General features: G+C 41.4%; 31 protein-coding genes. 17 read left to right on the top strand and 14 right to left on the bottom strand.

Going from position 1 to position 25,209, the window contains the following annotated elements:
- The 5 genes from FTV04_RS16635 to FTV04_RS05655 all read left to right on the top strand — a co-directional run.
- Positions 1-236, top strand: a 236-nt coding sequence (locus FTV04_RS16635) for a hypothetical protein (protein WP_218949896.1), incomplete at its 5' end; no start/stop codon positions are given.
- A gap of 61 nt (positions 237-297) precedes the next feature.
- Complete coding sequence (locus FTV04_RS05670) at positions 298-747, top strand: hypothetical protein (protein WP_078189705.1); 450 nt, start codon at positions 298-300, stop codon at positions 745-747.
- Between the two features lie 38 nt (positions 748-785).
- Positions 786-3,428, top strand: a complete 2,643-nt coding sequence (gene topA, locus FTV04_RS05665) for a type I DNA topoisomerase (RefSeq protein ID WP_180089002.1) — start codon at positions 786-788, stop codon at positions 3,426-3,428.
- A gap of 169 nt (positions 3,429-3,597) precedes the next feature.
- Positions 3,598-4,356 (top strand): hypothetical protein, encoded by a 759-nt coding sequence (locus FTV04_RS05660; protein ID WP_168377896.1) that lies wholly within the window; start codon positions 3,598-3,600, stop codon positions 4,354-4,356.
- Positions 4,357-4,482: 126 nt separating this feature from the next.
- On the top strand, positions 4,483-5,055 hold the full coding sequence (locus FTV04_RS05655) for an HdeD family acid-resistance protein (RefSeq protein ID WP_078189701.1): 573 nt from the start codon (positions 4,483-4,485) through the stop codon (positions 5,053-5,055).
- A 77-nt stretch (positions 5,056-5,132) separates the two neighbouring features.
- On the opposite strand, the gene FTV04_RS05650 is transcribed toward FTV04_RS05655, so the two are convergent.
- Positions 5,133-5,582: a carboxymuconolactone decarboxylase family protein gene (locus tag FTV04_RS05650; RefSeq protein ID WP_180005282.1), complete on the bottom strand. Its 450-nt coding sequence runs from the start codon at positions 5,580-5,582 to the stop codon at positions 5,133-5,135.
- 83 nt (positions 5,583-5,665) lie between these two features.
- Here FTV04_RS05650 and FTV04_RS05645 point away from each other — a divergent pair, with 83 nt between their 5' ends.
- Positions 5,666-6,796 (top strand): glycerate kinase, encoded by a 1,131-nt coding sequence (locus FTV04_RS05645; RefSeq protein WP_180089001.1) that lies wholly within the window; start codon positions 5,666-5,668, stop codon positions 6,794-6,796.
- Positions 6,797-6,861: 65 nt separating this feature from the next.
- Here FTV04_RS05645 and FTV04_RS05640 read toward each other — a convergent pair whose 3' ends face one another.
- On the bottom strand, positions 6,862-7,245 hold the full coding sequence (locus tag FTV04_RS05640; RefSeq protein ID WP_180089000.1) for a hypothetical protein: 384 nt from the start codon (positions 7,243-7,245) through the stop codon (positions 6,862-6,864).
- A 219-nt stretch (positions 7,246-7,464) separates the two neighbouring features.
- Between FTV04_RS05640 and FTV04_RS05635 the strand changes: the two genes are divergently transcribed.
- From FTV04_RS05635 to FTV04_RS05615, 5 genes are all read left to right on the top strand, one after another.
- On the top strand, positions 7,465-9,453 hold the full coding sequence (locus tag FTV04_RS05635) for an ATP-dependent helicase (protein WP_180088999.1): 1,989 nt from the start codon (positions 7,465-7,467) through the stop codon (positions 9,451-9,453).
- Between the two features lie 86 nt (positions 9,454-9,539).
- Entirely contained in the window at positions 9,540-9,791 is a 252-nt protein-coding gene (locus tag FTV04_RS05630) for an RNA-binding protein (RefSeq protein WP_078189697.1), read from the top strand.
- Positions 9,792-9,833: 42 nt separating this feature from the next.
- A complete protein-coding gene (locus FTV04_RS05625; protein WP_168377890.1) occupies positions 9,834-10,139 on the top strand; it encodes an ASCH domain-containing protein in 306 nt (101 codons plus the stop codon).
- A gap of 132 nt (positions 10,140-10,271) precedes the next feature.
- The gene (locus FTV04_RS05620; protein WP_180088998.1) at positions 10,272-10,775 is read left to right on the top strand and encodes a DUF6586 family protein; all 504 of its coding nucleotides are present in this window, start codon (positions 10,272-10,274) and stop codon (positions 10,773-10,775) included.
- A gap of 105 nt (positions 10,776-10,880) precedes the next feature.
- The gene (locus tag FTV04_RS05615) at positions 10,881-11,159 is read left to right on the top strand and encodes a hypothetical protein (protein ID WP_078192732.1); all 279 of its coding nucleotides are present in this window, start codon (positions 10,881-10,883) and stop codon (positions 11,157-11,159) included.
- Positions 11,160-11,233: 74 nt separating this feature from the next.
- Here the strand turns inward: FTV04_RS05615 and FTV04_RS05610 are convergent, their stop codons facing one another.
- The 5 genes from FTV04_RS05610 to FTV04_RS05590 all read right to left on the bottom strand — a co-directional run bounded on the left by FTV04_RS05610 (position 11,234) and on the right by FTV04_RS05590 (position 15,566).
- The gene (locus FTV04_RS05610) at positions 11,234-11,476 is read right to left on the bottom strand and encodes a hypothetical protein (RefSeq protein WP_078192731.1); all 243 of its coding nucleotides are present in this window, start codon (positions 11,474-11,476) and stop codon (positions 11,234-11,236) included.
- Between the two features lie 213 nt (positions 11,477-11,689).
- On the bottom strand, positions 11,690-13,408 hold the full coding sequence (locus FTV04_RS05605; RefSeq protein WP_168377889.1) for a cation:proton antiporter: 1,719 nt from the start codon (positions 13,406-13,408) through the stop codon (positions 11,690-11,692).
- A 141-nt stretch (positions 13,409-13,549) separates the two neighbouring features.
- Positions 13,550-13,705: a 50S ribosomal protein L33 gene (rpmG, locus tag FTV04_RS05600; RefSeq protein ID WP_001205031.1), complete on the bottom strand. Its 156-nt coding sequence runs from the start codon at positions 13,703-13,705 to the stop codon at positions 13,550-13,552.
- Between the two features lie 12 nt (positions 13,706-13,717).
- Complete coding sequence (rpmB, locus tag FTV04_RS05595) at positions 13,718-13,954, bottom strand: 50S ribosomal protein L28 (protein ID WP_000048256.1); 237 nt, start codon at positions 13,952-13,954, stop codon at positions 13,718-13,720.
- Positions 13,955-14,117: 163 nt separating this feature from the next.
- Entirely contained in the window at positions 14,118-15,566 is a 1,449-nt protein-coding gene (locus tag FTV04_RS05590; RefSeq protein WP_180007171.1) for a coniferyl aldehyde dehydrogenase, read from the bottom strand.
- Positions 15,567-15,682: 116 nt separating this feature from the next.
- Between FTV04_RS05590 and FTV04_RS05585 the strand changes: the two genes are divergently transcribed.
- The 5 genes from FTV04_RS05585 to FTV04_RS05565 all read left to right on the top strand — a co-directional run bounded on the left by FTV04_RS05585 (position 15,683) and on the right by FTV04_RS05565 (position 19,363).
- Complete coding sequence (locus FTV04_RS05585) at positions 15,683-16,384, top strand: TetR/AcrR family transcriptional regulator (protein ID WP_180055631.1); 702 nt, start codon at positions 15,683-15,685, stop codon at positions 16,382-16,384.
- Positions 16,385-16,463: 79 nt separating this feature from the next.
- The gene (purU, locus tag FTV04_RS05580; RefSeq protein ID WP_078189689.1) at positions 16,464-17,330 is read left to right on the top strand and encodes a formyltetrahydrofolate deformylase; all 867 of its coding nucleotides are present in this window, start codon (positions 16,464-16,466) and stop codon (positions 17,328-17,330) included.
- A 210-nt stretch (positions 17,331-17,540) separates the two neighbouring features.
- On the top strand, positions 17,541-18,305 hold the full coding sequence (locus tag FTV04_RS05575; protein WP_180088997.1) for a TonB family protein: 765 nt from the start codon (positions 17,541-17,543) through the stop codon (positions 18,303-18,305).
- A 30-nt stretch (positions 18,306-18,335) separates the two neighbouring features.
- Positions 18,336-18,959, top strand: coding sequence for a MotA/TolQ/ExbB proton channel family protein (locus tag FTV04_RS05570; protein WP_078192725.1), 624 nt, complete (start codon positions 18,336-18,338; stop codon positions 18,957-18,959).
- On the top strand, positions 18,959-19,363 hold the full coding sequence (locus FTV04_RS05565; protein ID WP_078189686.1) for a biopolymer transporter ExbD: 405 nt from the start codon (positions 18,959-18,961) through the stop codon (positions 19,361-19,363). Before FTV04_RS05570 ends, FTV04_RS05565 begins: the two co-directional genes overlap by 1 nt.
- 86 nt (positions 19,364-19,449) lie before the next feature.
- Here the strand turns inward: FTV04_RS05565 and msrA are convergent, their stop codons facing one another.
- From msrA to thyA, 5 genes are all read right to left on the bottom strand, one after another.
- A complete protein-coding gene (gene msrA, locus FTV04_RS05560) occupies positions 19,450-19,974 on the bottom strand; it encodes a peptide-methionine (S)-S-oxide reductase MsrA (protein ID WP_180088996.1) in 525 nt (174 codons plus the stop codon).
- Between the two features lie 159 nt (positions 19,975-20,133).
- Positions 20,134-20,592, bottom strand: a complete 459-nt coding sequence (locus tag FTV04_RS05555) for an META domain-containing protein (protein ID WP_180073297.1) — start codon at positions 20,590-20,592, stop codon at positions 20,134-20,136.
- Positions 20,593-20,676: 84 nt separating this feature from the next.
- Entirely contained in the window at positions 20,677-21,747 is a 1,071-nt protein-coding gene (locus FTV04_RS05550; RefSeq protein ID WP_180088995.1) for a DUF4105 domain-containing protein, read from the bottom strand.
- Between the two features lie 27 nt (positions 21,748-21,774).
- A complete protein-coding gene (locus FTV04_RS05545) occupies positions 21,775-22,287 on the bottom strand; it encodes a dihydrofolate reductase (protein WP_180088994.1) in 513 nt (170 codons plus the stop codon).
- Positions 22,288-22,386: 99 nt separating this feature from the next.
- Positions 22,387-23,229 carry a thymidylate synthase gene (gene thyA, locus FTV04_RS05540; RefSeq protein WP_078189681.1) on the bottom strand — a complete coding sequence of 281 codons (843 nt, stop codon included), beginning with the start codon at positions 23,227-23,229 and terminating at the stop codon, positions 22,387-22,389.
- Positions 23,230-23,790: 561 nt separating this feature from the next.
- Here thyA and FTV04_RS05535 point away from each other — a divergent pair.
- Complete coding sequence (locus tag FTV04_RS05535; RefSeq protein ID WP_168377881.1) at positions 23,791-24,303, top strand: peptidoglycan amidohydrolase family protein; 513 nt, start codon at positions 23,791-23,793, stop codon at positions 24,301-24,303.
- 21 nt (positions 24,304-24,324) lie between these two features.
- Here the strand turns inward: FTV04_RS05535 and FTV04_RS05530 are convergent, their stop codons facing one another.
- Complete coding sequence (locus FTV04_RS05530) at positions 24,325-24,693, bottom strand: hypothetical protein (RefSeq protein ID WP_180010198.1); 369 nt, start codon at positions 24,691-24,693, stop codon at positions 24,325-24,327.
- Entirely contained in the window at positions 24,694-25,086 is a 393-nt protein-coding gene (locus tag FTV04_RS05525) for a hypothetical protein (RefSeq protein ID WP_180004560.1), read from the bottom strand.
- Positions 25,087-25,209 lie beyond the last annotated feature (123 nt).

Here is a 25,209-nt window from a genome sequence, read left to right as displayed (position 1 = left end):
AAACTATTGAGCAAAAATTGATTGAGATAAGAAATAAATTACTCGCTCATATGGATGTAAATAACCATACTCCTCCTAAATCTTTAAGTGGTTTTACTAGTATTTTAAAGAGATGTTTGCCTGAAGATGATGTTATTAACTCATTAGAATTATTGAGGAAATATAGATTGATAGAGGTTAATAGTAAACGGCAAGTTAGTTATAACCCGATATTGCTAACTAATATTATTCATTAAGCATGCTTGCGTTTTATATTGCGCTTATGCAACTCTAATAAAGGAATATAAAGGTTGTGCTATGGAAAATACTGGAATCTGGGTTACCGTTTTTATTGTGGTCTTTGTACTTGGGTCGATTTTTGGACTTCGAGTAAACCCTAGAGAAAAAGCCTTGGGCATTATGCGTGAGAAGGCGCGTAAGATGGGGTTGCACCCACGTTTAGTGGCTGCACCTGCTTGGACCAAGATTCCAATGGCTTCTGAAAAACGTGCCAGTATGGTGGCGTATTACAGTGTGCTGATTCCAGATGCGCGTTTGCCTTTAATGCGTGCTTTAGTGGTCGATGACAAACTTGAACTGGTGCATGGTGATGACAAGTTCAAGGATTTAGCCATTACATTAAAGGGCATTTATGCTATTGATATGCAGGCAAACTGTGTAGGACTCTATTGGAACGAAGAATCTGACTTAAGAGCCACACAGCTTGATGATATGAAAGCATTTTTACATTCATTGGCTGAACTTTAAATTTTAAAAAACCTATTAAACAGGAATGATGGTTAACTATGGCGAACGCTCCTCGGTCCACATCTAAAAGTACCACAGCAAAATCTGCCGATGCTGGGAAAAAGCGTGCGTTAGTGATTGTGGAATCGCCTGCAAAAGCGAAAACAATCAATAAATATTTGGGCTCTGATTACATCGTAAAATCATCGGTGGGTCATGTCCGTGATTTACCTACAGGTGGTTCGAGTAAAACAGCAGAGAAAAAGCCAGTAACTCGTGCAAAATTAACTGAAGCTGAAAAAGCCAAAAAAGCACAAAAAGCTTTGGTTAATCGTATGGGTGTAGACCCTGAAAATGACTGGAAGGCACAGTACGAAGTCCTACCAGGCAAAGAACATGTTGTTGCAGAACTGAAAAAGCTTGCATCGCAAGTTGACGAGGTCTATCTCGCAACGGATATGGATAGGGAAGGGGAAGCGATTGCTTGGCATTTAAAAGAAGTCATTGGCGGTGATGACTCACGTTATCAACGCGTGGTGTTCAACGAAATTACCAAAAATGCCATTCAAGAAGCGTTTAAACATCCTTCTCGCCTCGATACAGATAAAGTCAATGCTCAGCAAGCCCGTCGTTTCCTCGACCGTATTGTGGGCTTTATGATCTCGCCACTCTTATGGGAAAAAATCGCCCGTGGTTTATCGGCAGGTCGTGTGCAATCTGTGGCTGTTAAACTTGTGGTTGAGCGTGAACGTGAAATTCGTGCCTTCGTTCCAGAAGAATTTTGGCAAGTTTTTGCAGATACCAAGTCGAAGAAAGACGATATCCGCTTAGAAGCGGTGAAGCAAAATGGCAAGACTTTAAAACTGCACAATAAAGCTGAAACGGATGCTTTACTGAACCTGATTAAAGATGCCCACTACACAGTTTCAGCACGTGAAGACAAACCAACCAAGGTTAATCCAAGCGCGCCTTACATCACGTCTACATTGCAACAAGCAGCAAGTACACGTTTAGGTTTTTCTGTGAAGAAAACCATGATGTTGGCACAGCGGTTATATGAAGCCGGCTTTATTACCTACATGCGTACAGACTCAACATTCTTGAGTGATGACGCTGTAAATATGGTTCGTGGTCATATTGAAACTGAGTTTGGTCAAAAATATTTACCGGCTAAACCAAATCGCTACGGCAATAAAGCTGGTGCGCAAGAAGCCCATGAAGCGATTCGTCCATCAAATGTCGCGCTAAAAGGCGATAGTTTGGTGGGTGTAGAGCGTGATGCACAGCGTCTTTATGACCTGATCTGGCGTCAGTTCGTTGCATGTCAAATGACCCCTGCAGAATATTTATCATCAACGATTTTAGTTAATGCCAATGGCGTCGAACTCAAAGCCAAAGGCCGTACATTGGTCTTTGATGGTTTCACTAAAGTGCGTGGCCAAAACAAATCGGATGATGATGTACTGTTACCTGCTGTAAAAGTCGGTGAAGTACTGAAACTTGAAAAATTAGATCCATCGCAGCACTTTACTAAACCACCTGCGCGCTTCACTGAAGCATCATTGGTCAAAGAGCTTGAGAAAAAAGGGATTGGTCGTCCATCGACGTATGCTGCGATTATCTCAACCATTCAAGACCGTGGTTATGTGAAGCTTGATAACCGTCGTTTGTTCGCCGAGAAAATGGGTGAAATCGTGACAGACCGTCTCGATGAAAACTTTAATAACTTGATGAACTATGCATTCACGGCAGATCTTGAAGGTCAGCTGGATAAAGTCGCTGATGGTGATCGTAACTGGAAAGAGTTACTCAATAGCTTCTACGGTGATTTTAAAACACGTTTAACCACAGCTCAGGGTGAAAATGGCATGCGCCGTAATTTACCTGTAGAAGTGGATGCGGTGCACTGTAAAGAATGTGACCGTCCGATGCAGATTCGTACAGGGACTACAGGCGTGTTCTTGGGTTGTTCAGGTTATAACTTACCGCCAAAAGAGCGTTGTAAGGGAACTTTAAACCTGACACCTGTAGAATCATTGGCTGCACTGTCTGACGATGACTCGGCAGAAACAGCAGATTTAATGTCGAAAAAACGCTGTCCAATCTGTGAAACAGCCATGGACAGCTATGTGATTGATGGTGGGCGTAAGTTGCATATCTGTGGTAATAACCCAGACTGTGCTGGTTTTGAGCTTGAAGAAGGTGAGTTCAAAATCAAAGGGTATGATGGCCCAACCATTCCGTGCGACAAATGTGATGGCGAAATGCAATTGAAGACAGGCCGTTTCGGTCCTTACTTTGCATGTAATAGCTGTGACAATACACGTAAAGTGTTGAAGAGCGGTCAGCCGGCACCTCCACGTGTAGATCCAATAAAAATGGAACACTTACGCTCAACCAAACATGATGACTTCTTTGTCCTTCGTGATGGCGCAGCAGGTTTATTCTTAGCTGCAAGTAAGTTCCCGAAAGTACGTGAAACTCGTGCGCCTAAAGTCGCGGAACTACGTTCTGTCGCAGATCAGTTGGATGCGAAATATCAGTTCATCTTACAAGCACCAGATGTCGATCCTGAAGGAAACCCAACATTAGTAAAATTCAGCCGTAAAAACCAAGCGCAATATATTGGTTCTGAAAATGCTGAAGGCAAACAAACCAAATGGTCTTTGGTGTACCAAGACGGTAAGTGGGTTGAGGCTTAAGCTTTAAAACCAATAAAGTGCTGACTTCGGTCGGCATTTTTTATGTCTTTTGATCAGGGATATTTGATGATAGGCAATCTATTGAGCTTTTAAATTGTCCAAGACATTTTAAGAATGTTCTGTTTTAATTCTGAAAATAAATGCTAAAAATTAATTGAGATCTTGGGGAATGTGGAAAAAAATTCGGGTACTGTGTTTACTGCTGATTCTACTAGTGGTCGCAGTCAATGCCTATAAAGACAAAAACCAAGACTGGAGTAAACCGATCTTTGTATTGTTACATCCAATTAATGCCGATGGTCGAGAGAGCACACAAGCTTATATACAGCAGCTCTCTGTCAATGATTTAAACGATGTTCAACAATATTTACAAGCGACAGCACAGAAATACCGAGGGCAACCGACTTATGTGTATTTTAAGTTAGGTCGTGAGCTGAAAGTTTTACCTCCCAAAGTACCCAATGATGCTGGCATGTTGGACGTTATCTTATGGAGTTTGAAATTCCGCTACTATGCTTGGCAGCAGCATGAAAATGTAGATGGTGTTTCGAGTGTCACGCTATTTTTAAATTATTATGATCCGACTCAAACCAAAGAACTTAAACATTCCACAGCTTTGGAAAATGGTCGAATTGGATCGGTGAATATATTTGCATCGAATAAACAGACAGCGCAGAATAAAATCGTTTTAGCCCATGAGTTATTACACGCTTTTGGTGCAACTGATAAATATGATTTGGCCACAGGTCAGCCTATCTTCCCTGTCGGTTATGCAGAACCTGAGCGGCAGCCTTTGTTTCCACAAAGTAAAGCTGAACTAATGGCTGGGCACATTCCAACTTCACAGACGCAAAGTAAAATGCCTGAAGATTTAGCTGATACTGTGGTGAATGACGTCACAGCGATTGAAGTGGGATGGAAAAAATAATGTGGATAAAGCGTATTTTATCCACAGCTTCAAGTGGCAGTGTGGATAAGATTTGGACTTTTCTTTTATTTTTCTTCATCATGAAGTTGCATAATCCATTGAGTAACGAATAATTTGAGAAAAAACATGAGAACAGTAGGCAACGATTTAATTCGCAGTCAGCTCCATGAAAACCGTAAGTGGTATCTCGGTTTAGGTGCTTTATTGGTGGTCTTCGGATTGGTCCTTTTGGCAGCTTTGCCATTTGCGACACTTACGGTGATTTATATTTTTGGTGTGCTGATGATGTTAGGTGGAGTAATCCATTTCATCGCGGCATTTAAAATTTTTGAAGGCGGCTACCGCTGGTTCTGGGCACTATTTGGTGTGTTGTATTTGGTCGCAGGCTATTATGCATTTACAACGCCTGTCAAAACGGCCATTGTCCTAACCAATTTATTGGCGATTATTTTGATCATTGCAGGGGTCATTCGTATCTTTAATGCTGTGCTATTTCGAGCATTTCAAGGTTGGGGATGGACACTATTTTCAGGTCTATTGACCTTGATTACGGGTGTGATCATTTTGATGTCACCTGATGCACCATTTTGGGTATTAGGATTATTCTTGGCGGTTGATATTTTATTCCAAGGGGTCAACTACCTTACTTTGGCTTCTTATATTCGACGTGAAGTACCGAAAAGCTCGGCAGAGCAGTAAACTGCTTGCGGATCTGATAAATAAAAAAAGAGTGCTGAGGCACTCTTTTTTTATTCAGTTTTAATGTGTACAACCCGTTAAGGTTTCACGCTATAGCGGCTACTAATGGCGATACGATTCCATGTGTTAATGACAATTGCGAGCCATTCAATTGCACTGATTTGATCATCAGTTAAAAATGGTAGAGCATCTTCATAAACTGCATCGGGAACTTGGCCTTCGGCAATCAATGTAATTGCTTCGATCAAGCTTAAAGCCGCACGTTCTTTTTCATCGTAGTACGCAGTTTCACGCCATGCATTGAGTAGGCTAATGCGTTCAATACTTTCACCTGTTTTAAGTGCATCTTGCGCATGCATGCGAATACAGAATGCACATTCGTTGATTTGGGATGCACGTAATTTCAGTAAATGGGCTAAACCTTCACTTAGGCCAGACTCATTTATTTTTTGCATAGCCAGTGCATCAAGTTCTGCAACTTTTTTATACAGTTCAGGTGCAGACTGACCTAGGTTGATTCGTGACATTTCGAACCTTTCTGATGTTTTTAGATATACCTGCTATTTTAAAACCGTTATGGTTGAGGACAAGTTTTATTTTGAGCATTTAGATGACCACTTTTGTTCTTGCGCCCGATTCATTTAAAGAAAGTATGAGTGCTCAACAAGCCTGTGACGCGATGCAGCGTGCAATTTTAAAGCTCATACCAGATGCAAATGTCATCGCTGTGCCAATGGCAGATGGCGGTGAGGGAACTGTAGATGCGTTGCTCAGTGCTTGCGACGGTCAAAAAGTGACGATAGCGCTTACAGGTCCTTTGCCCAATCAAGCTGTGACGACATATTTCGGTTTGATCGACGGTGGAAAAACCGCAGTGATTGAAATGGCAAAAGCCAATGGAATTCATCTTGTCGATATGGCTCAGCGAAATCCATTACTGACGTCAACTTATGGTACGGGCGAAATGATCAAGGCTGCTCTAGACTTTGGAGTAAGTAAAATTATCATTGGCTTGGGCGGGAGTGTGACCAATGATGGCGGTGCAGGTATGGCGCAGGCCTTGGGGGCGCAATTTTTAGATGAAAATGGCTTCGAAATAGCAGTTTGTGGTGGTTGTCTGGATCAAATTAATAGTCTTGATTTGACACAGCTCGACTCACGTTTAAAGTACACAGAGATCATCATTGCCAGCGATGTCATTAATCCACTATGTGGTGATAATGGCGCATCCCATATCTTTGGCCCGCAAAAAGGCGCAACGCAGGAGATGGTGCGTCAGTTAGATCAGAACCTCAGTCATTATGCTGATGTGGTTGAAGCGACTCTGGATTGTGCTTTACGTGATGCAGCAGGTGCAGGTGCTGCAGGTGGACTAGGTTTTGGGCTGATGGCTTTTGCGGGTGCATCGATGCAATCAGGTGTGGAATTGGTCATTGAACAATGTCAGTTGAATGAAAAAATAGCACAGGCAGACTATGTGCTGACAGGTGAGGGAAAAATTGATCAACAAACCAAGCTAGGTAAAACGCCTTTTGGCGTGGCACAGGTCGCAAAAAGTTTAAATAAGCCCGTGATTGCTTTTGCTGGTGTGGTTGGTGAGGATATCGCGGAACTCTACGATTTAGGTTTCACACAGATTGTTGGGATTAATCCACCAGATTGTAAGTTGGAAGATGCATTAAAAAATGCGGAACTAAATTTGGAACATTGCTGTCGAAATGTGATGAGATGTTTGAGATAAAAATCAAGGAAAAATTTATACATGCATCTAGTGAGTTTTAAGATAATCATAGTTAGAAAATATGATTAATTTGGTTGAGAATCTTTGCAATATTTTTCCATTGGTTTTTGATTTTTTGGAATTATATTTTCAATGTTTTTTATATTTTCTATTGCATTTTCTTTTGCCCGTTTCGCTTTTAATAATTCAGAATTCTCTGAAGCAATTTCATATTGTGCTTTACTCATTTTATAAGTTGCACATAAATTATCGGATATAAGCTTATGATTGCCAGAAATTAGAGCTACAGCTAGATCATCGTGGAGTTGAATTCCTTTCTGATTATTTTTACTTATCAAGTGATCAAATTCAGTTTGAGTCAATTTTTTTGCATAAGATGGATGATTTGTAAATATTATGAGTAATAAAACTGGCTGAAGGAAATGGTTAATTAGCTTAAAATTTTTCATAAACTTATCGTTTTCTAGTTTTAATTTTGATCGGCTTTGTTGCATAAATATGTAAGCATCTGATTTAAATAAATTTAATTTTGGATTAAAAAATAATCAAAACCTTTAAAATCATATAGTTATGAAATCTTTGTGCAACAAAGCCATTTTGATCCTACATTAGCATGTATTTTTTTTCAATCTGCTAAACTATACCTATCCATGAAATGATGAGTACATATGAGTTTAGCCAACCTGATTGATGAATTAAATCCTCAACAAAAACAAGCCGCAACAACAGAAGCACAGCATAGCTTGGTTTTGGCAGGAGCAGGTTGTGGTAAAACCAAAACCATCGTGGCGCGTGCAGCTTATTTAATTGATCAAGGCGTGCCTGCCAATCAAATTCAAATTTTGACTTTTACTCGCCGTGCGGCCAGTGAAATTGTCGCTCGTGTGGAGCTGGCTCTGGGTGAGCAAGCCAAAGGGTTACGTGCATCAACCTTTCACACCTTTTGTATGTACCTATTGCGCCGCATTCCAAAAGCCTTTGGCCTAGAGCAGTTTTCGGTTATTGATCGTGATGATCAACTCATGATGTTCCGCCTGATTCGTGGTCGTGATGATAAGAAAAACCCCAATCACTTGCCCAAGCCGAAAGAACTCTGTGATCTGTATTCCTTTGCGCGGAATACGCGCCAAAAACTCAGCATTGCTATGGAAAAGCAAATGCCTGAGTACTTTGCGTTGAAAGATCAAATCGCGGATATCATGAAAGAATACGAAGCCCGTAAACGTGCGCGTAGTTTTTTAGATTATGACGATATCTTGGCGATTGTGGCGAAAGCCTTGGCGGAATCAGATGGATTGGTCGATTATGTCGCTTCGATTTGTCGCCACATGTTGGTTGATGAAATGCAGGATACCAATCCGCTGCAATGGGCGTTACTTGAGCCACTAAAAGAACGTGTCAGTTTGTTCTGTGTCGGCGATGATGCACAGTCGATTTACGGCTTCCGTGGTGCGGACTTTGAAAACATTCATCATTTCAAAGAGCGTGTACCCGACGCACAGATTTTCAAACTCGAAAAAAATTATCGTTCAACCCAAGAAATTTTAGACTTGTCGAATTGGTTGTTGGATGAAAGCGAAATTAAATATGACAAACGCTTAGATGCCTATCGTGGTGAAGGGATTAAGCCGAAAATGCATATTTTCCCGAATGAGTTTGATGAAGCCAAATGGATTGCCATCGACATTAAAGAACGTCATTACCTCGAAGGCAGCAAATGGTCGGATCATATGGTGCTTGTGCGTTCAAGCTTTGCCGCCCGTCATATTGAAGCGGCCTGTATTGCCGCAAACGTGCCGTATCGCTTTATCGGCGGAATGAAATTACTTGAAACAGCCCATGTAAAAGACTTGCTCAGTGTGCTGCGTGTAGTGGCCAATCCTTTAGATGATATCGCGTGGATGCGCTTTTTAACCTTGTGGAATGGTGTGGGTGATGTCGGTGCGAGTAAGTTATCGCAGCAGATTTTACTTGAGCCAGAAATGCAAGCCATTGCAACCAAGTTGGAAAAATTTGGCAAAGTGCCTGACCAAGCGATTCTGATGATGAAGCAAATGTCGGTGTTGAAAGATCAGGTCAAAGAATGTGTAAGCTTGGCTGTTCAAGCGATTTCTGAGCAGCTGGAAGAAAACTATAAAAAAGATTGGAATCGCCGTGTCGGGGATTTTGATCTGGTGAAACAACTGGCATCAAAACATACCCAGTTGAGTGAATTCTTAGAAGAATATGTGCTTGACCCAGTTTCCATTTCTGAAATTGAACGCCAATCTGATAGTGATGTCGTGACCTTAATTACCATTCATTCGGCAAAAGGAACGGAGCAAAAAGTCTGTTATGTGGCGAATGTCACACCAGGGCAATACCCGCATGCACGTGCCCAAGGCAATTTCGATGAAGTGGAAGAAGAGCGCCGCGTGTTATATGTGGCGCTGACACGTGCGCAAAATGAATTGATTTTGACTAAGCAAAACTTGAACCACTGGGCACGTGAAACTGTCGATGAGCAAGGGCGTAAAGTAGAAAGTTACTTTATGAATGATTTAACTCGAAATTTATGTAGTTTGGAAACACACTATAAAACCCGTCAGCAAACCGTAAAAAGTGCCTTAATCGAAAGAAAATCGATTAATTTAGATTTTGGTATCGATCTCGATTAAAATAGATTTTTGACGTGATTTACATGCAAGTTAAAAAGCAAAATAGACAAATGCTTTTTGATGATGCTGTCTATTTGGAAGATTGAATGAAAATTTTAGTACGTAACTTAGAGCGTTCAGTTACTGAAGCAGAATTGGTTGAACTGTTTAAACCATTTGGCGCAGTAGAGTCTGCTGTTGTTGTTATGGATGCAAGCACAGGTAAATCGAAAGGGTTTGGTTTTGTCGAAATGCCAAATGGTCGTGAAGCTGTAAAAGCGATTAAAGGCCTGAATACTTTGAAAGTCAAAGGTGCGGGTATTCGCGTAAAAGCGGCTGAAGATAAGCCTAAAGCATAAATTTAAAAAGGAGCGTTACGCTCCTTTTTTTATCGGTGATCTATGAAAAAACGCTACTCGGCCTTGTCGATTGTTGCGCCATCTGGTTCGAACATTGCGTGCGGACGTAAAACGCTTGAAGTCCGCTCATGGCAGCCTGAGCATTTGCCTTTAAAAGATTTAGTGATTGTGGAAAATCAACGCTACTTGTATGAAAGCGGAGATGAAGATATTGGACGTGCAGTGGCGATGGTCGATGTATATGACGTTCATGCATGGACTGAAACAGAGGTAGAGCAAGCGCAGGCGACATATTGGGCAGCAGGGTACTGGGCTTGGCGTCTGGAAAATATCAGGATGATTAATTAGGATATGCCTGTTCCCGCAAAGCATGACATTTATTTAATTGAAATCGATCATCCATAATATTTATTGTGAATTTCCTAAAAATCCGTTTAAGCTTATTCATGTAGAAAAACGCCAAAATTTAGGGAATTGTTCATGTCTCGTGTTGCTCGCTTTCATGCTGATCGTACCAATCAAAAGTTATATTTTACCCGTCTTGCATGTCAGCAAGCCGAGCAGACCGATCATGTTCAACAAGCTCAGGCTTATCGCGAAGCAGCGGTTTTTCATTTGCATGGTGCAGTACTTGCGTTTTTACAAGAGTTGGTGCGTTACTATCGTTTAAATGATCCTGCGCCCACGTTAAAGTCGATTGAAACGCTGATGGCTGAAAAAGGTCAGGTATCACCTGAAGTGACTGTTATGCAGCAATTGGCAAAGCAGGGTTTTATTGCAGAGCTGAAACGCGCACATCGTATGTGTCAGTATGCACCTGAACCGTCTGCACCAGAGCCAGAAGATGAAACGTCTTCAAATTTAATTATTAAAGTCACTCAAACACTGCAAGCATGGTTGCCAGATACCGCTATTTTGCGTGAATGGCATCGTGATCTAACCCAATTGATTGATGGATTTCGTAACGAGATGGTGGAATTCTAATCGGACTATTGCTACTTGAAATAAATTTATTTAACCCGATATAAGATTATCTAAGTAATACAAAGTGCAGATGCCTTTATCACCATGTTGCGCATGGAGGGATATATGTCTATAGAACAGTTGAAAGAACTCTTTGGGAACCAGGAAGCAATTTTAGAGCTGGTTCAATTGGAAGGTGGTGAGTTGGCATTGCGTAATGCAGGCTCAGAAAAAGAGCCTTTGGTGACTATCCAATTCAATGAAGAATTACGCAATATTTTGGGCGATCAAATGAGTGTGATCGCTCAGCAAATGATTCAGGCTGCATTGTTTGGTTTGTTAGAAAAACAAGTGGATGAATGGCATGCCGAAGTGGTCGATGAAAAGCCTAAATATATGAGCTAATCATATAGGCACTGATTTTTAGATCATGATGAAAACGTACCTTTCGGTGCGTTTTTTTATACCCAAAATGGCACTTAGACTGTGCCCAGTTCAGTAGGTGAGATCAGTATCGAACCTAAAAATACAATAAAGACCCCGATGAGCTGTAAGAAAAAAGGATTTTTGGCATCTTGCCAATACAGAATCAGAAAGACGATGGAAATGGGATAAAACAATAGACAGCCCAGCCCCCATAAAATACTGGTTTTAAATGCAGCGATGAGAAAGCCCAGACCGCCAATCAAAATAATGGCAAGGCCTAAATAGAGGATGTACATGTTTTTCTCGTTTCTCGTTTCTCGTTTCTCGTTTCTCGTTTCTCGTTTGAAGTTTTTAAAAATGATGCTTCGTTTGATGCTTATTTTATCAATATGTTTTTTAAATTCAATTATTTGTAATTTTGAAAATGCTGAATTTTATCAGTTTAAAAAAAGGCGATGCTTAAATGCATCGCCTTTTTTGTATCGCCCCTAAGCGTTTTATTTAGGCACTTAGTGTGTCGGTGTTTGATGATGGGCAATTTGGATTTGATTTAAAATATGATTGCTCATATTTTTCGCCATTTCCTCTTTGGCATAATAAACCTCACCGACATTGTCGCGACGAATGACTTCAGCTTCTTCTTTGCTTTCCGCACAAACCAATACTTGGATAGACGGATTCAGCATTTTGGCAATGTCGACAATTTTATGAATATCTAAAATATCCATAGGTGAAATGACCAAAAGGCGTGCGTGTTGAATATGGGCTTGAATTAAAACGCCGGGTTCTGTTGCCACACCGGATACCGCAGCGATGCCTTTTTCCCGTAAGTTTTCCACGATTTCACGATTTTCTTCAGCAATAACCACTTTAATGTTTTCATTCATTAATTCACGGGTAATGCGACGACCGACTTCACCATGACCAATCAGTACCACCTGATCACGTAGATAATCCTGTGAGACCTCATCAGGCAACATGGCTAATGGGTCACTACTACGTTCCAGTAAACGGGCCAAATTCGAGCGCTCACGGATGAGTCGCTGCATAGGCTCGATTGCAGAAAATACAAATGAATTCAGCGTAATCGAGATTAATGCACCTGCCAGTATCAGGTTTTGTCCTTCCATAGAAAGGAGGTTTAGAGATACACCCAAGGTCGCCAAAATAAATGAGAACTCACCAATTTGCGCCAAGCTTGCCCCAACGGTTAATGCGGTATTGATGGGGTAACGGAAGAACAACACCAACGCCATTGCAGCGATGGTCTTACCAATCATGATAATGCCGACTACTGCTAAGACATGAAGCGGTTGTTCAATCAAGATCCGTGGATCAAACAGCATGCCAACGGAGACGAAAAACAAAATCGAAAAAATTTCACGAAGCGGAAGAGTTTCTTCTTCAGCACGGTGACTAAAGTCAGACTCTTTGACCACCATACCGGCAAAAAATGCGCCCAGTGCCATGGATACACCAAATACCTTGTAGGCACCAAAGGCAATAGACACAGCTGCTGCAACCACGGTAAGCGTGAATAATTCACGTGAGCCTAAGCGTGCAACCACTTGCATAATCATTGGCACTAAGCGTTTACCAATGATCAGCATGAAGGCAATAAAACCTGCCACTTTGAGTAAGGTAATACCAAGGGTGAGCCAGATATTTTCATCTGCACTACTTTCTGTGAGTGGCTGTCCACCAAGCAATACTGCTGTGGCAGGGAGTAAGACCAGAACCAAGACCATGACCAGATCTTCAACCAAGAGCCAACCTACAGCAATTTTACCATTCACGGAGTTAAGTAAGCCTCGATCACCTAAGGCTTTGAGTAGAACGACAGTACTTGCACACGACAAACTTAAGCCAAACACTAAAGCTGAACCCATGCTCCAGCCCCAAAGCATGGAAATTCCCATACCGAGTAAGGTCGCCACTGCAATTTGTAAAATGGCACCGGGGAGGGCAATACGACGGACTTGCATCAAATCATTGAGTGAAAAGTGCATACCCACGCCAAACATCAGGAACATGACACCGAGTTCGGCCAATTGGTTAGCGAGATGGATATCGCCAACTACCCCTGGTGTGTTTGGGCTAATAATAATACCGGCAATCAGATAGCCGATGAGGGGAGGAAGTCGCAGGCGTGCAGCAATATAGCCAAAAATTAAGGCAAAACCAAAGCCAACAGCAAGTAATATTATGAGTTCTACATCATGAGGCACTAAAAACTCCTTAAGCCTAAGTTAAGGGTAAAAAAGACAAGCACAAAAAGTGCCAAAAGCATTTTGAAAGTTTAGCAATTCGAATAAAAAAAATGCAAAAAAAAACGACCTAAGCAGGTCGTTTTTTTCAAAAAACTAAAATTATTTGATTTTAGCTTCTTTGAAAATTACGTGTTGACGGATTTTTGGATCAAATTTTTTGATTTCCATTTTTTCCGGCATAGTACGTTTGTTCTTAGTGGTAGTGTAGAAATAACCTGTACCAGCAGAAGAAACTAGGCGAATTTTATCACGCATGTTCGTAGCTCCTTAGATCTTTTGACCTTGAGCACGTAGGTCAGCAACAACCTTTTCGATGCCCAATTTGTCGATAATACGCATACCTTTAGTAGTTAGACGAAGACGTACGAAACGTTTTTCGCTTTCTAACCAAAAACGGTGGTGATGCAGGTTCGGCTCGAACCGGCGTTTAGTTTTGTTGTTGGCGTGTGAGACGTTGTTACCAACGACTGGACGCTTGCCGGTAACTTGGCAAACCTTAGACATGGTGTAACTCCATTGATTTAGCCAACAGCAAATCTGTATGGCCAGTCAAAAAAAAACATTGAATTCATTCAAGGGGCGTTTTATATCAAAAATGCGCTTAAAAGACAAGCGATTTTGCATAAAACGAACGATCACCTGGTGTGATCGTTCATGCCTTGATCGTTTATCGAAGAAGTGTCTTCGAAATCAGTTTGTGGATCGGCTTATTGAACGGTGGAAGAATGAATTTCAAACTATAGAGTTTTGGATTCGACATCACCGAGCGTTCATGCGACAAACTGAAGAAACCTTCTGGACCATGATATTTCCCCATACCCGAAGCCCCCACACCGCCAAACGGCAGGTCATCTTGAGCAACATGGGTTAATACCGTGTTTTGTCCGAAATGTCCTGAATGGGTACGTGTTGCGACATAGTCGGCACGTGCCTGATCAAAGTCGAAATAGTATAAAGCAAGTGGACGAGGACGGCTATTAATAAAAGCAATAACCTCGTCAATTTGATCATATTCCATGATCGGAAGGATCGGACCGAAGATTTCATGCTGCATAATTTGCATGTCTGGAGTGACACCCGTTAAAACAGTCGGTGCAATTTTACGTACAGCGTCCACATCTTCATTTTGTGGGTTAAAACTGATGATTTGTGCGCCTTGATCACGCGCATCTTCTAAATAACCTTGTAGGCGGTTGTACTGCTTGTCATTAATAATCGAGGTGTAGTCCTGATTTTGGGCAATACTTGGGTACATGGCTTCAACGCACACTTTATAGTGATCTAAAAATTCAGCTGTTTTACCACGAGGTAAGAACACATAGTCAGGTGCAACACAAGTTTGACCTGCATTCCAAAGTTTACCAACCGCAAGACGCTGTGCGACATCTGCAAGGTCAATAGACGGATGAACCAATACAGGTGACTTTCCGCCTAATTCTAAAATCACCGGAACTAAGTTTTCAGACGCTGCCGCCATGACGGTTTTACCGACATTGGTCGAGCCAGTAAAAATCATTTTGTCGAAGGCAAGGTGACTAAACGCATCTGAAATTGGGCCACCACCGTTGACGACTGCGACCAATTCTTGAGGAAATGCTTCTGCGAGAGCTTTTTCTAGCACATCACCGAATGCCGCAGAGGCACTCGAGATTTTGATCATGGCATGGTTGCCCGCAGCCAAAGCACAAATCAGTGGGCCTATAGAAAGAAGCAGTGGGTAGTTCCATGGCGTAATAATGCCGACGACACCAAGCGGTTGATATTGCACCCATGCTTTTGCAGGTTGGTGAATAATTCCGACATGGCGTTTGGATGGTTTCATCCAGTCTGTCAAATGCTTGCTATAATATTTGATGTGCTCAAGACATGTGAGTAACTCACCAATCTTGGTTTCACCGATAGAACGGTTACCATAGTCTTGATTAATTGCATCAGCAAATTGATCTTGATACTTAACTAAGATACGCTTAAGCCGAGCCAAACGGTCAATACGTTCCTTCGCTGTAGGCAATGGGTAACGTAAATACGCTTGTTTCTGCTGTTCCAACATATTGTTGAGATGCTGGTGATCAAAAGAATGTGGTGTCATTGAAGTTGTTTTTGTCTGACTATTCATGTCGCACGACCATATCCAAATTAGCGATTAATTAATTTTTAGAGCAAATACTCTAAATAGTCAAGTTACTTTATGTGTTAGTGTTCTAATGCTTTGAAATAAATGGTTGTTTTAGGATGTCTCACACCAAAACCTTAAAAACGAAAGAACGTATTTTGCAGCTGAGTTTGCAGTTGTTTAATGAGCGTAGCGAGCGTTCAGTGACAACCAATCATATTGCTGCTGAACTGGGAATGAGCCCAGGTAACTTGTATTACCATTTCCGAAATAAAAGTGAAATTATTAAGGAATTAATGGAGCAATATCAGCATGAAACGCTAGAAATGTTAGCGCTTCCTGATGATCGTCAGCTTGATGCCAATGATAAAATTCGCTATTTCCAAGTGTTAAGTAGCCAATTATGGGCTTATCGCTTTTTACATCGTGATGTTTATCACTTGGTCGAAAATAATGAAGATTTCCGCAAAATGTATCCACGTTTTGCCGGTCAAGTCATGCAACAAGGGCAGAAAATTTATCGTGCCTTTGTTGACGCAGGCTTAATGCAGATGACCGATTCTGAAATTGAGGCCTTAACCATTAACTTGTGGATCGTGCTGACCAACTGGACCAACTTCCTTTATATGTCTGGCCATATTACTGACTCAAACACTTTGGAAGAAAAGTGGGTGTGGCAAGCACTACGACAAATGGTGTTCTTAGAAGGCGCATATCTACGTGGTGAAAGCCGTGAAACCTATGAGCGACTGCTCGATACTTTAGGGCCGTCGGACTTATTTGCAAGTCTTTCAAACGCAAAGCATCAGGTTACTGAATAAGACTATTTAGTCTGGCTTTAAAAAGCGTTAGAATACTCGGCTCTTTTTTCAATTTAACTGATTAGTGATATAAACCAACATGAATATGTCGACCGCTAACACAGCACGCTTACTCATTACCTGTGAAGATAAACCAGGGATTGTGCAAGCTGTATCGAGCTTTTTGTATCATCAGGGAGCAAATATTACCGCACTTGATCAATACGCGACTGAAGCTCAAGGGGGGCGATACTTCATGCGTGTTGAGTTTGAATTGGACAATTTACAAAGCCGTAAAGAAAGTCTAACTCAAACATTTGCGAGCAATGTTGCTGAGCGTTACAACATGCACTGGCGTTTAGCTTTAGTCAGTGATGTGAAGAAAGTCGGTATCTTGGTGTCTAAAGTTGACCATGCATTGCTTGAACTGTTGTGGCGTCATGCACGTGGTGGTTTGCCATGTGAAATCACCAAAGTCGTGTCTAACCACGAGGCTTTACGTGAATCTGTAGAAAATTTCGGTATTCCGTTTGAAGTTGTTCCTGTAAACAAAGAAAACAAACGTGAAGCTTATGAGCAAATTGATCAATTGATGCAAGGCAATGATTTATTGGTTCTTGCTCGTTATATGCAAATTTTAGACGAAGAATTTGTTCAAAAATGGGAAATGAAAGTGATCAACATTCACCATTCATTCCTCCCAGCCTTTGTTGGTGCGAACCCATATAAACAAGCGCATGAAAAAGGTGTGAAGTTGATTGGTGCGACAGCACACTATGTGACTGCGGATCTTGACCAAGGGCCGATTATTGAGCAAGACGTAGAGCGTGTAAGCCACGACTTTACCGTTGAACAATTGCGTGAGTTAGGTCAGGACGTAGAGCGTAATGTACTCGCACGTGCAGTCAAATGGCATCTTGAAGATCGTATTATTGTCGATGGTAATAAAACTGTTGTATTTCAATAAAACGAGATGAATTTTTGAATAAAAGGGCATACTTTAGGTATGCCTTTTTTATATTATGATTAAAAAAAGTCATTAAAACTGACGAATTAATAGTTGCAAATGAAAACACTTCTCATTTATTATTGCCGTACTTTAATTGTGCTAACCGATGAGCATGATTGTATTTTTGACAAAATAAATGCAATCGCTTCTTCAAGGTAACTGAGTTTAATGAGTCAATCTCCCGCTCCAATGATGCAATCACCTAACCCGATGAAAAATAAAATCATTACTGCGCTTCTCGCTGTTGTGGTAGGGCATATGGGGGTATTGTGGGCGGTCAGCAATATGAAAGCACCAGAACTTAAACCGATCGAAAAAGATCCGATTAAAGTTCGTTTTGTGAAGATTGTTGAAGAGAAAAAACCTGAACCTCCAAAGCCAAAACCAGAACCGAAGAAAGAGCCACCAAAGCCAAAAGAAGTTAAAATTGTAGATAAGCCTTTACCACCTCCACCGAAGAAAGTGGAAAAAGTGGAACAGGTGAAAAAGAAAGATGCGCCGAAACCAACTGTTGAAGCGGTCAAAAACGTACCACCAACACCTGTTGTTTCAACTGTGGTTTCTGAAACGAAAGTCGTTCGTGTTGAACCAACACCTCCGGCACCTATTGCACCACCACCTGCGCCTCCAGCACCACCTGCGCCACCGACACCTAAAACTGTGAGCATTGGTAATGGTGTCAGTTGGATTAAGAAACCGAATGTTCAATTTGAAGATGGTGAATTAAAAGCGTCGTGTACAGTTGAAGTTGCGATTGCAGCAAGTGCTGAAGGTAAAGTCGAATCAGCAACGATTAAAAACTCGACTTGTGGCGCTGCTGTGAACCGTAAAGTGACTGCAGCAGTGAAGCGTGCGCGTTTATCCAAATATATTGATAATGGTGTCGCAACTCCGACGCGAGTTGATCAACCATTTAACTTTAAACTTAATTAAGATTCCGGCTAACCCATTAGGAGTTCGAATATGAACTTTTCAGTTTATTGGCAACATGCAGATGCAGTCAGCAAAACACTGTATTTCGTGTTACTTGCAATGTCGATTGCGACTTGGACGATCTTCGTTCTTCGTATTATGGGCACACGTCAGCTCAAACAAGTGGCGTATAACCACCTTGCAGATGCACTAAGCAAACTGAAAGCGAAATTTGCTCCTTTGGCTTTTGAACAACGTAAGGCTGTGGCTGAACAAGCATTACTACGTCAAATTTCGGTAGAAAAAGCTAATGCTGAAAAAGGCGTATCTGTATTGGGTACGATTGCTTCAATTGCACCGTTCGTAGGTTTGTTCGGTACAGTGTGGGGTATTTTCCATGCCCTTGTAGCAGTGGGTAAAAGCGGTCAAGCGGGTTTAGCGCAAGTAGCAACACCAGTTGGTGAAGCTTTGATCATGACCGGTCTTGGTTTGGCTGTGGCGATTCCTGCGGTATTGGCTTATAACATCTGTGTTCGTTTTAACCGTACACTGTCGAATGAATTGCAAGATCAAGCGCATGGTTTATTGATTGATACTATGTTGCAACAAGAATCTGCAGCGAAGAAAGAAGACGTGAAAACTGCACAGCAAAGTTTAGCTGGAGGTCAAGCTTAATGGCTTTTCAATTGGGTGAAGACAACGATGCTGGCATGAATGAGATGAACCTCATTCCGCTCATCGATATTATGTTGGTATTGATGATCATCTTCTTGGTGACTGCGACTGTTGCCAACCCATCAATTCCATTAACCTTGCCACAAACGACTGCAGAAGTGATTGATCTGCCGCCTGAAAGCGTAACCATCAGTATTAACTCAGCGGGTGATATCGCTTGGAATGGTGATATTGTCACGCTCGAAGATTTAGAAAGTCGTCTTAATACAGCTGGTCAGCAAGAACGTAAGCCTGCATTGGTATTAAAAGCCGATAAAGAATCACGTTATGACACAGTTGCGCAAGTGATGTCGCGTGCGAGTGGAGCCGGACTCAGCGATATCGCCTTTGCCAGTGATAACTAAGCATTGAGCAAAGATAACTAAAAAAAGCGACTGAAATGTCGCTTTTTTTATGTCTCTATTTTGAAAATAGATGCCGTTTAATTAGATCACTCAGATTTGAGTAGGTCTTGAAATTTGCTACGTAATTTCATGAGTTTAGGTGGTATTGAAAAATTACAATAACCTTGGTTTGGGTTACGTGCAAAGAAGTTCTGATGATATTCTTCGGCAGGGTAGAAGGTCGGCATTGGACTCAGTTCAGTCACAATATTGATGCCTTCAGCTTTTAATTCTTCAATACGTTGTTGAGCAAGCTGCTTTTGTGATTCATCCTGATAGAAAATCACTGAGCGATACTGGATACCGACATCGTTGCCTTGACGGTTCAGCGTGGTTGGATCGTGAGTTGCGAAAAATACATCTAGCAATTGGCTAAAACTGATTTGGCTGTCATCAAAATTGATCTGAATGACTTCTGCATGTTGGGTGTTTCCCTCACAGATTTGCTCATAGCTTGGATGCTGAGTAACTCCCCCTGCATAACCACTGACGACTGTTTGCACGCCCTTTAGTTGTAGAAAAACTGCTTCTACACACCAAAAGCACCCACCACCAAATACCGCTTGTTGCATAGTGAAATCCTATCTTGTTCCCTGATGTTTAATATGGGGTTATAGCTAAAAACTGCAATGTACGTCTGTATACTAATCACAAGTTTATGTGCATTAAATGTCTCTGGCATGACTGAACAGTGAATAAAAAAGTCTGCCGAAGCAGACTTTTAAAATGATTTAACGCGGTTGAACGGCGCTTTCATATTGAATTAATAAATTGCCATGACGGTCTAGTAATTTCAAAGTTTTTCCAAAAACTTGATAATGCGTTACCTTTTCGAGTGCTGCATGGTACTGTCGGTCTAGCCCATTGTTATTGAGACAAGCCATCTGTGTCGCTGCAATCGGGCCAAACGTTATGGTGTCTTTGCCAGCATTATAGCCGCCCATTATACGATTACAGCCATCTGCACCTGAGACACGTTTTGAAGCCGCATCGAATTGAATGCTTGGAATATTATGCGCATTGGGTGATGTTTTAATTGGGGTGTTGCCAATCTGAGTGGCAATCCAAGTACGGTTTTGTAATAGGTTTAAATTTTCAGTTATGGTGTTGTCTTGTGCAGGCATTGTTTCACAGCCTGTCACCACTAAAGTTGAAACCAAAGTTGCAGCAACAAATATTTGTTTTAGCATCGGAATTTCCCCGTGGAAGCATTTCAACTATCTAAGCAAATATCGCACAGATAAGCTAGCCATATTTGTATCAATATTTAAGAATTACAATTGATTGGCGCTTGGATTAGACTGTGAATGCGGCAAACCTTGTCGGATTAACTTCGAATATTGTTCACTGCTCAGTTGTTTAATTTGAGAGACGCGGGGGTTAACATGGGCTTTTTGATACCATGTTTTCATATCCCAATTTTGGTCTATGGCATGAAGGTCATGCAAATAATTCGGCAAATAACCCGATGCGAATAAGCGGTAATCGGTTGGAAGCTGATGTTTGGAAACCGCTTGAATCATGTCAAACACCAGTGTTGTACAATTACTGGTGAGCGTGTTGTACCATTTAGGTTGAGTCTGCAGTTCATCAGCTTTATGGAGATATTCTACAAACAGCGCCTGCATTTCAGATTTTGGCATGTTTACGGGGAAGAAATAAACCTGTTCTCCGCGTGTATTGCTGCGGGTATAGATAATATCTTTTTCATCTGATGCAATGAGGCTCAGTTCATATTTACGGAAAAAACCACCAATCGCAGAGAATTCTTCGTTTTTCTCTTTGCGAATTTCAATCGAAAATGTCAGCGGTGGTCGGTCAGCAAAATCAAAACTGACCAGAGTATGGGCAATTTTCGGCCCCATCCAATACGAGGTAATGATGTTGACGCCATTGATTTGACTCAGGTCATATTGGCGGGTTTCCCAACGCGGGGTATAGCTGCCATCGGCATGCCAGTCGAAATTACGCACATTGTGCAAGGTGACAAGATTGCCTTGGTTTTCATAATGTAGAATTTCTGCTACTTCAGGATTCCATTCACGATCTTGGCGTGCCTCCATGCCAAAATACCAAAATAGACCGCAAATAAAGCCCATAATATAAATTAAGACATCTTTACGACGGCTAAAAAAGTGTTGGGTAATATAGATGCCTAAAATGCTCAGGGCAAAAGCAATCCAGATTCCAATGATAATGCGGCTGCCTAACCAGCCTGCCGGTTGCTGTATCCACAAGGCGGCACAGAGCCAAATCGAAGAACAGAGGACAAACACACTAAATAGAGCATGAAGAATACTTCGCCCTATTTTTTTGAACATTGCTTGTTGGTCACTCTGTTGCATATTTTTCTTTTAGCTTAAGATTTTTCTTTATTTTCGGTAAGTTGCGAACTCAAAAGCAATCCCAGTTTTGTCGTCGATATGTTGTTCTGACGCCACTTTTTGAAAGTCCGCAGGAATTTCAGGATAATGCGCATCACCTTGAACATCCAGTTCAACATGCGTGAGTTCTAAACGGTCTGCGATGCCGATGGTTTGCTTAAAAATTTCACCACCACCAATAATAAAAAGACTCGTTGGTTTTTCGGAACTTGCGACATCAGCAACTGCTTGCGTTAACGCCTCATCGATACTATATGCGACTTTAGTACCTTCAAATGACCAAGTGTTATCTCGTGTAATCACCCAATTGACACGCTTCGGTAGGGTACGTCCCATAGACTCTAAGGTTTTGCGTCCCATGACCACCACACCGCCTTGGGTGATGGCTTTAAAGTGCTGTAAATCGGCAGAAATATGCCACGGCAAATCATTACCTTTACCAATGCAGCGCCGCTGATCCATAGCGACAACGTGCACGATTTCTAAATTTTGAAATGCCATAGTTTGAACTCAAATAGCCGAATTATTTGTCGTCTATTAGAATGCAAAATCCCGCTTGAGGTAAAGCGGGATTTTGCTTTTCACTTGGGATTTCTGAAATTAAACCGCAACAGGGGCTTTAATCGCAGGATGTGATTCATAACCTACGATTTCAATATCTTCAAATTTAAAATCGAAAAGATCGGTAATTTCAGGATTGAGTTTTAATTGGCACAGACCCATTGGTTCACGTGTCAATTGCAACTGCGCTTGTTCGAAATGGTTGGCATATAAATGTGTATCCCCACCGGTCCAAACGAAGTCGCCTACACCTAGACCACAAACTTGCGCAATCATGTGTGTTAACAGGGCATAGCTGGCAATGTTAAACGGCACACCCAAAAAAACGTCAGCACTGCGTTGATATAATTGGCAAGATAATTTTCCGTTTTGAACAAAAAATTGAAACAAGGTATGGCATGGTGGCAATGCAACATTACCGGCCTCATTTGGATTCCAACCCGACACGATTAGACGACGTGAGTTAGGATTGGTTTTGATTTCATTGACCAACCATTTAATTTGGTCAAAACCATCTTGTTCATATAGGCCATCGGCTTTTTTGGTTGCACCGAAATTACGCCATTGATGACCGTAAACAGGACCTAATTCGCCGGCAGGACGACCGAAGCGTGCAGTTTGTTCTGCTGTAGACCATTCATCCCAAATCGAGACTTTGTTGTCTTGCAAATATTGAACATTGGTATCGCCTTTAAGGAACCACAACAGTTCAATCACGATAGAGCGGAAATGAACTTTCTTGGTGGTGAGTAAAGGGAAACCTTGAGAAAGATCGAAGCGCATTTGATGACCAAATACAGAACGTGTTCCCGTACCCGTACGGTCGCCCTTGTCGCCGCCGTTGTCGAGAATGTGTTGTAAAAGGTCTAAATACTGGCGCATGTCTCTCTCATAATTTGCTAAATTTCTTGTGGCACATATTAGCTTGTTTTGCGTGTGGAAGGAACTGTGATGGGCGCTTGAATATAGTCAGGTTTAAAAAATCCAAAACATACGGTGTTTATTGGGTGATGACCAAATTTTGCAGGCAACAAGCGCTGAGTTGTCTGGGCTGAAGACGCCTATTTATAACAATTACATCAAGTGTTAACGAGACAATATGTCTGTTAAATCAAGAATGAAATTAGAAAACTTAAGCTCTATTGTTTATATATTGAGCGATGTTACATTCGCAGCGTTGAAAAAAATACAGATAAGTTTGATTAAAAAAATACACGTGATTTTTCTCATTTTAAAGAGGTGGTTTTGGGCTGCTATTTTTGATTAAGAGTTTGATATCAAAAATAAATCCAATTGAATTAAAAATAGACGATCGTATTTAAATGTGAAGATTTGTTTAAGAAATCTTACATTTTTTACATGAAAAAACATAATTTACGCGGTACTATCACCCTCGTTAAAATTTTTGAATGCCTAAATACAGGCGGGAGTGTGGGTTAAAGAATGGCTTATGATCACAATGTAAACTTGAGTGAAGTGCATGCTCCAGTTCAGGCAAATATCATAATTCGTTCTCAGGCGAGTAAAAATACGGGCAAGTCCAATACCACTCAAAAAGCAGCGACTAAAAATGTGGTATCCCGCAATGGTCAGCGTATCGATATCGATCGTTTGACTGGATTTTTACAAGGCATTACCCGCCAAAGAAGTACTCAGAAATGTGCCCGCAGTGTTCGTTTAGCACTTGAGTCCGCAGGGGCACGTTTTAACGGTCACCCCGTTGCCGCAGCAGATTGGGGCAGCACATTACAAAAAATTGGTTATCAAAAAATTAATTTAGCGTTTGATCGACCAAAGAAAGGCGATATTTATATTATCGACCGCAATCAAAGTAGCCGTTATGGTCATATCGCAGCATATTCAGGTAAGGATTGGGTGTCTGATTATCGTCAAGCGGGTTATGCGGTCTATCGAACTCCAAATGTGAAATACAGCTATTACCGCTTAGCGGATTAACAGCCCATGGCTGCAAAAAGGTTAGTCTTCAAACCTTTTTGCACGCTGACTGTAGATCGAGACGATAAATAATCCAATTGCCGCAAAGCCCATACATTGCAGCGCTAAAATCCAGCGTTGCTCATTGGGTAGAAAATAAATTAAGCACACTAAACATAAAATTGGCAAACTAGCCAAACCCCATTTTAATGACGGAGACAGTGTTTTTAGTTTGTCTTGTCTGAGCTTATAAAGCAGATCAATCATCAAACCAATGGCTAAACTTATGCCCGCAAAGCGGGGATCAAGTTGTTTTTGTTCAGCGCATAGAAAAATAAGCACACAGGTACTGATACAAATGAAGAGCTTGATTTGTCGGTTACAGCGCTCAGAGTACCAAAACGTCAGCATTTAAACTTTACCTTGGGGTGAAGTTTTCTCGTTTTTATTCAGTAGAGAAATCGGGGAGAGCAGGCAGATCGCCAAAGCCATAAAGCCAATGCCTTGAGCACCCGGAATCAAAATTTCACCCTTATTCATGTTGATAAAAACCAATGCTAACAGCAGTGCAATCGGTATCCAGGTCAATAAACGATAGAGCAAACCTGTTGGGTTTTTTGCTGCAAAATGAATCTTGCAATAACGACAAATCAGGAAAATGACGCCTGTACCCATGAACATTAGAATGGCTTGAAGTGTTAGGGGTTCCATCCAATACAGAACACTGGTCAGTACGACCATCGCAATAAAAAACAAGATTTTTTTAAGTACAGAAACGCTGGGGTTAAACCAAAATTCAAGCATGGATCGATAGTTTAAAAATAAGCTGAATAAACTTTAGCACAGATCAGTTGTCTAATTCAGTCACTTCATGTGCAGTAAATGCGTATGAAGGAGTAAATTTCAGCGCATAAAAAAGCGAGGCTT

It is taken from the genome of Acinetobacter sp. YH12219 (assembly GCF_013417875.1).
Lineage (GTDB): Bacteria > Pseudomonadota > Gammaproteobacteria > Pseudomonadales > Moraxellaceae > Acinetobacter > Acinetobacter amyesii.
This window is presented reverse-complemented; position numbering and strand designations above follow the sequence as displayed.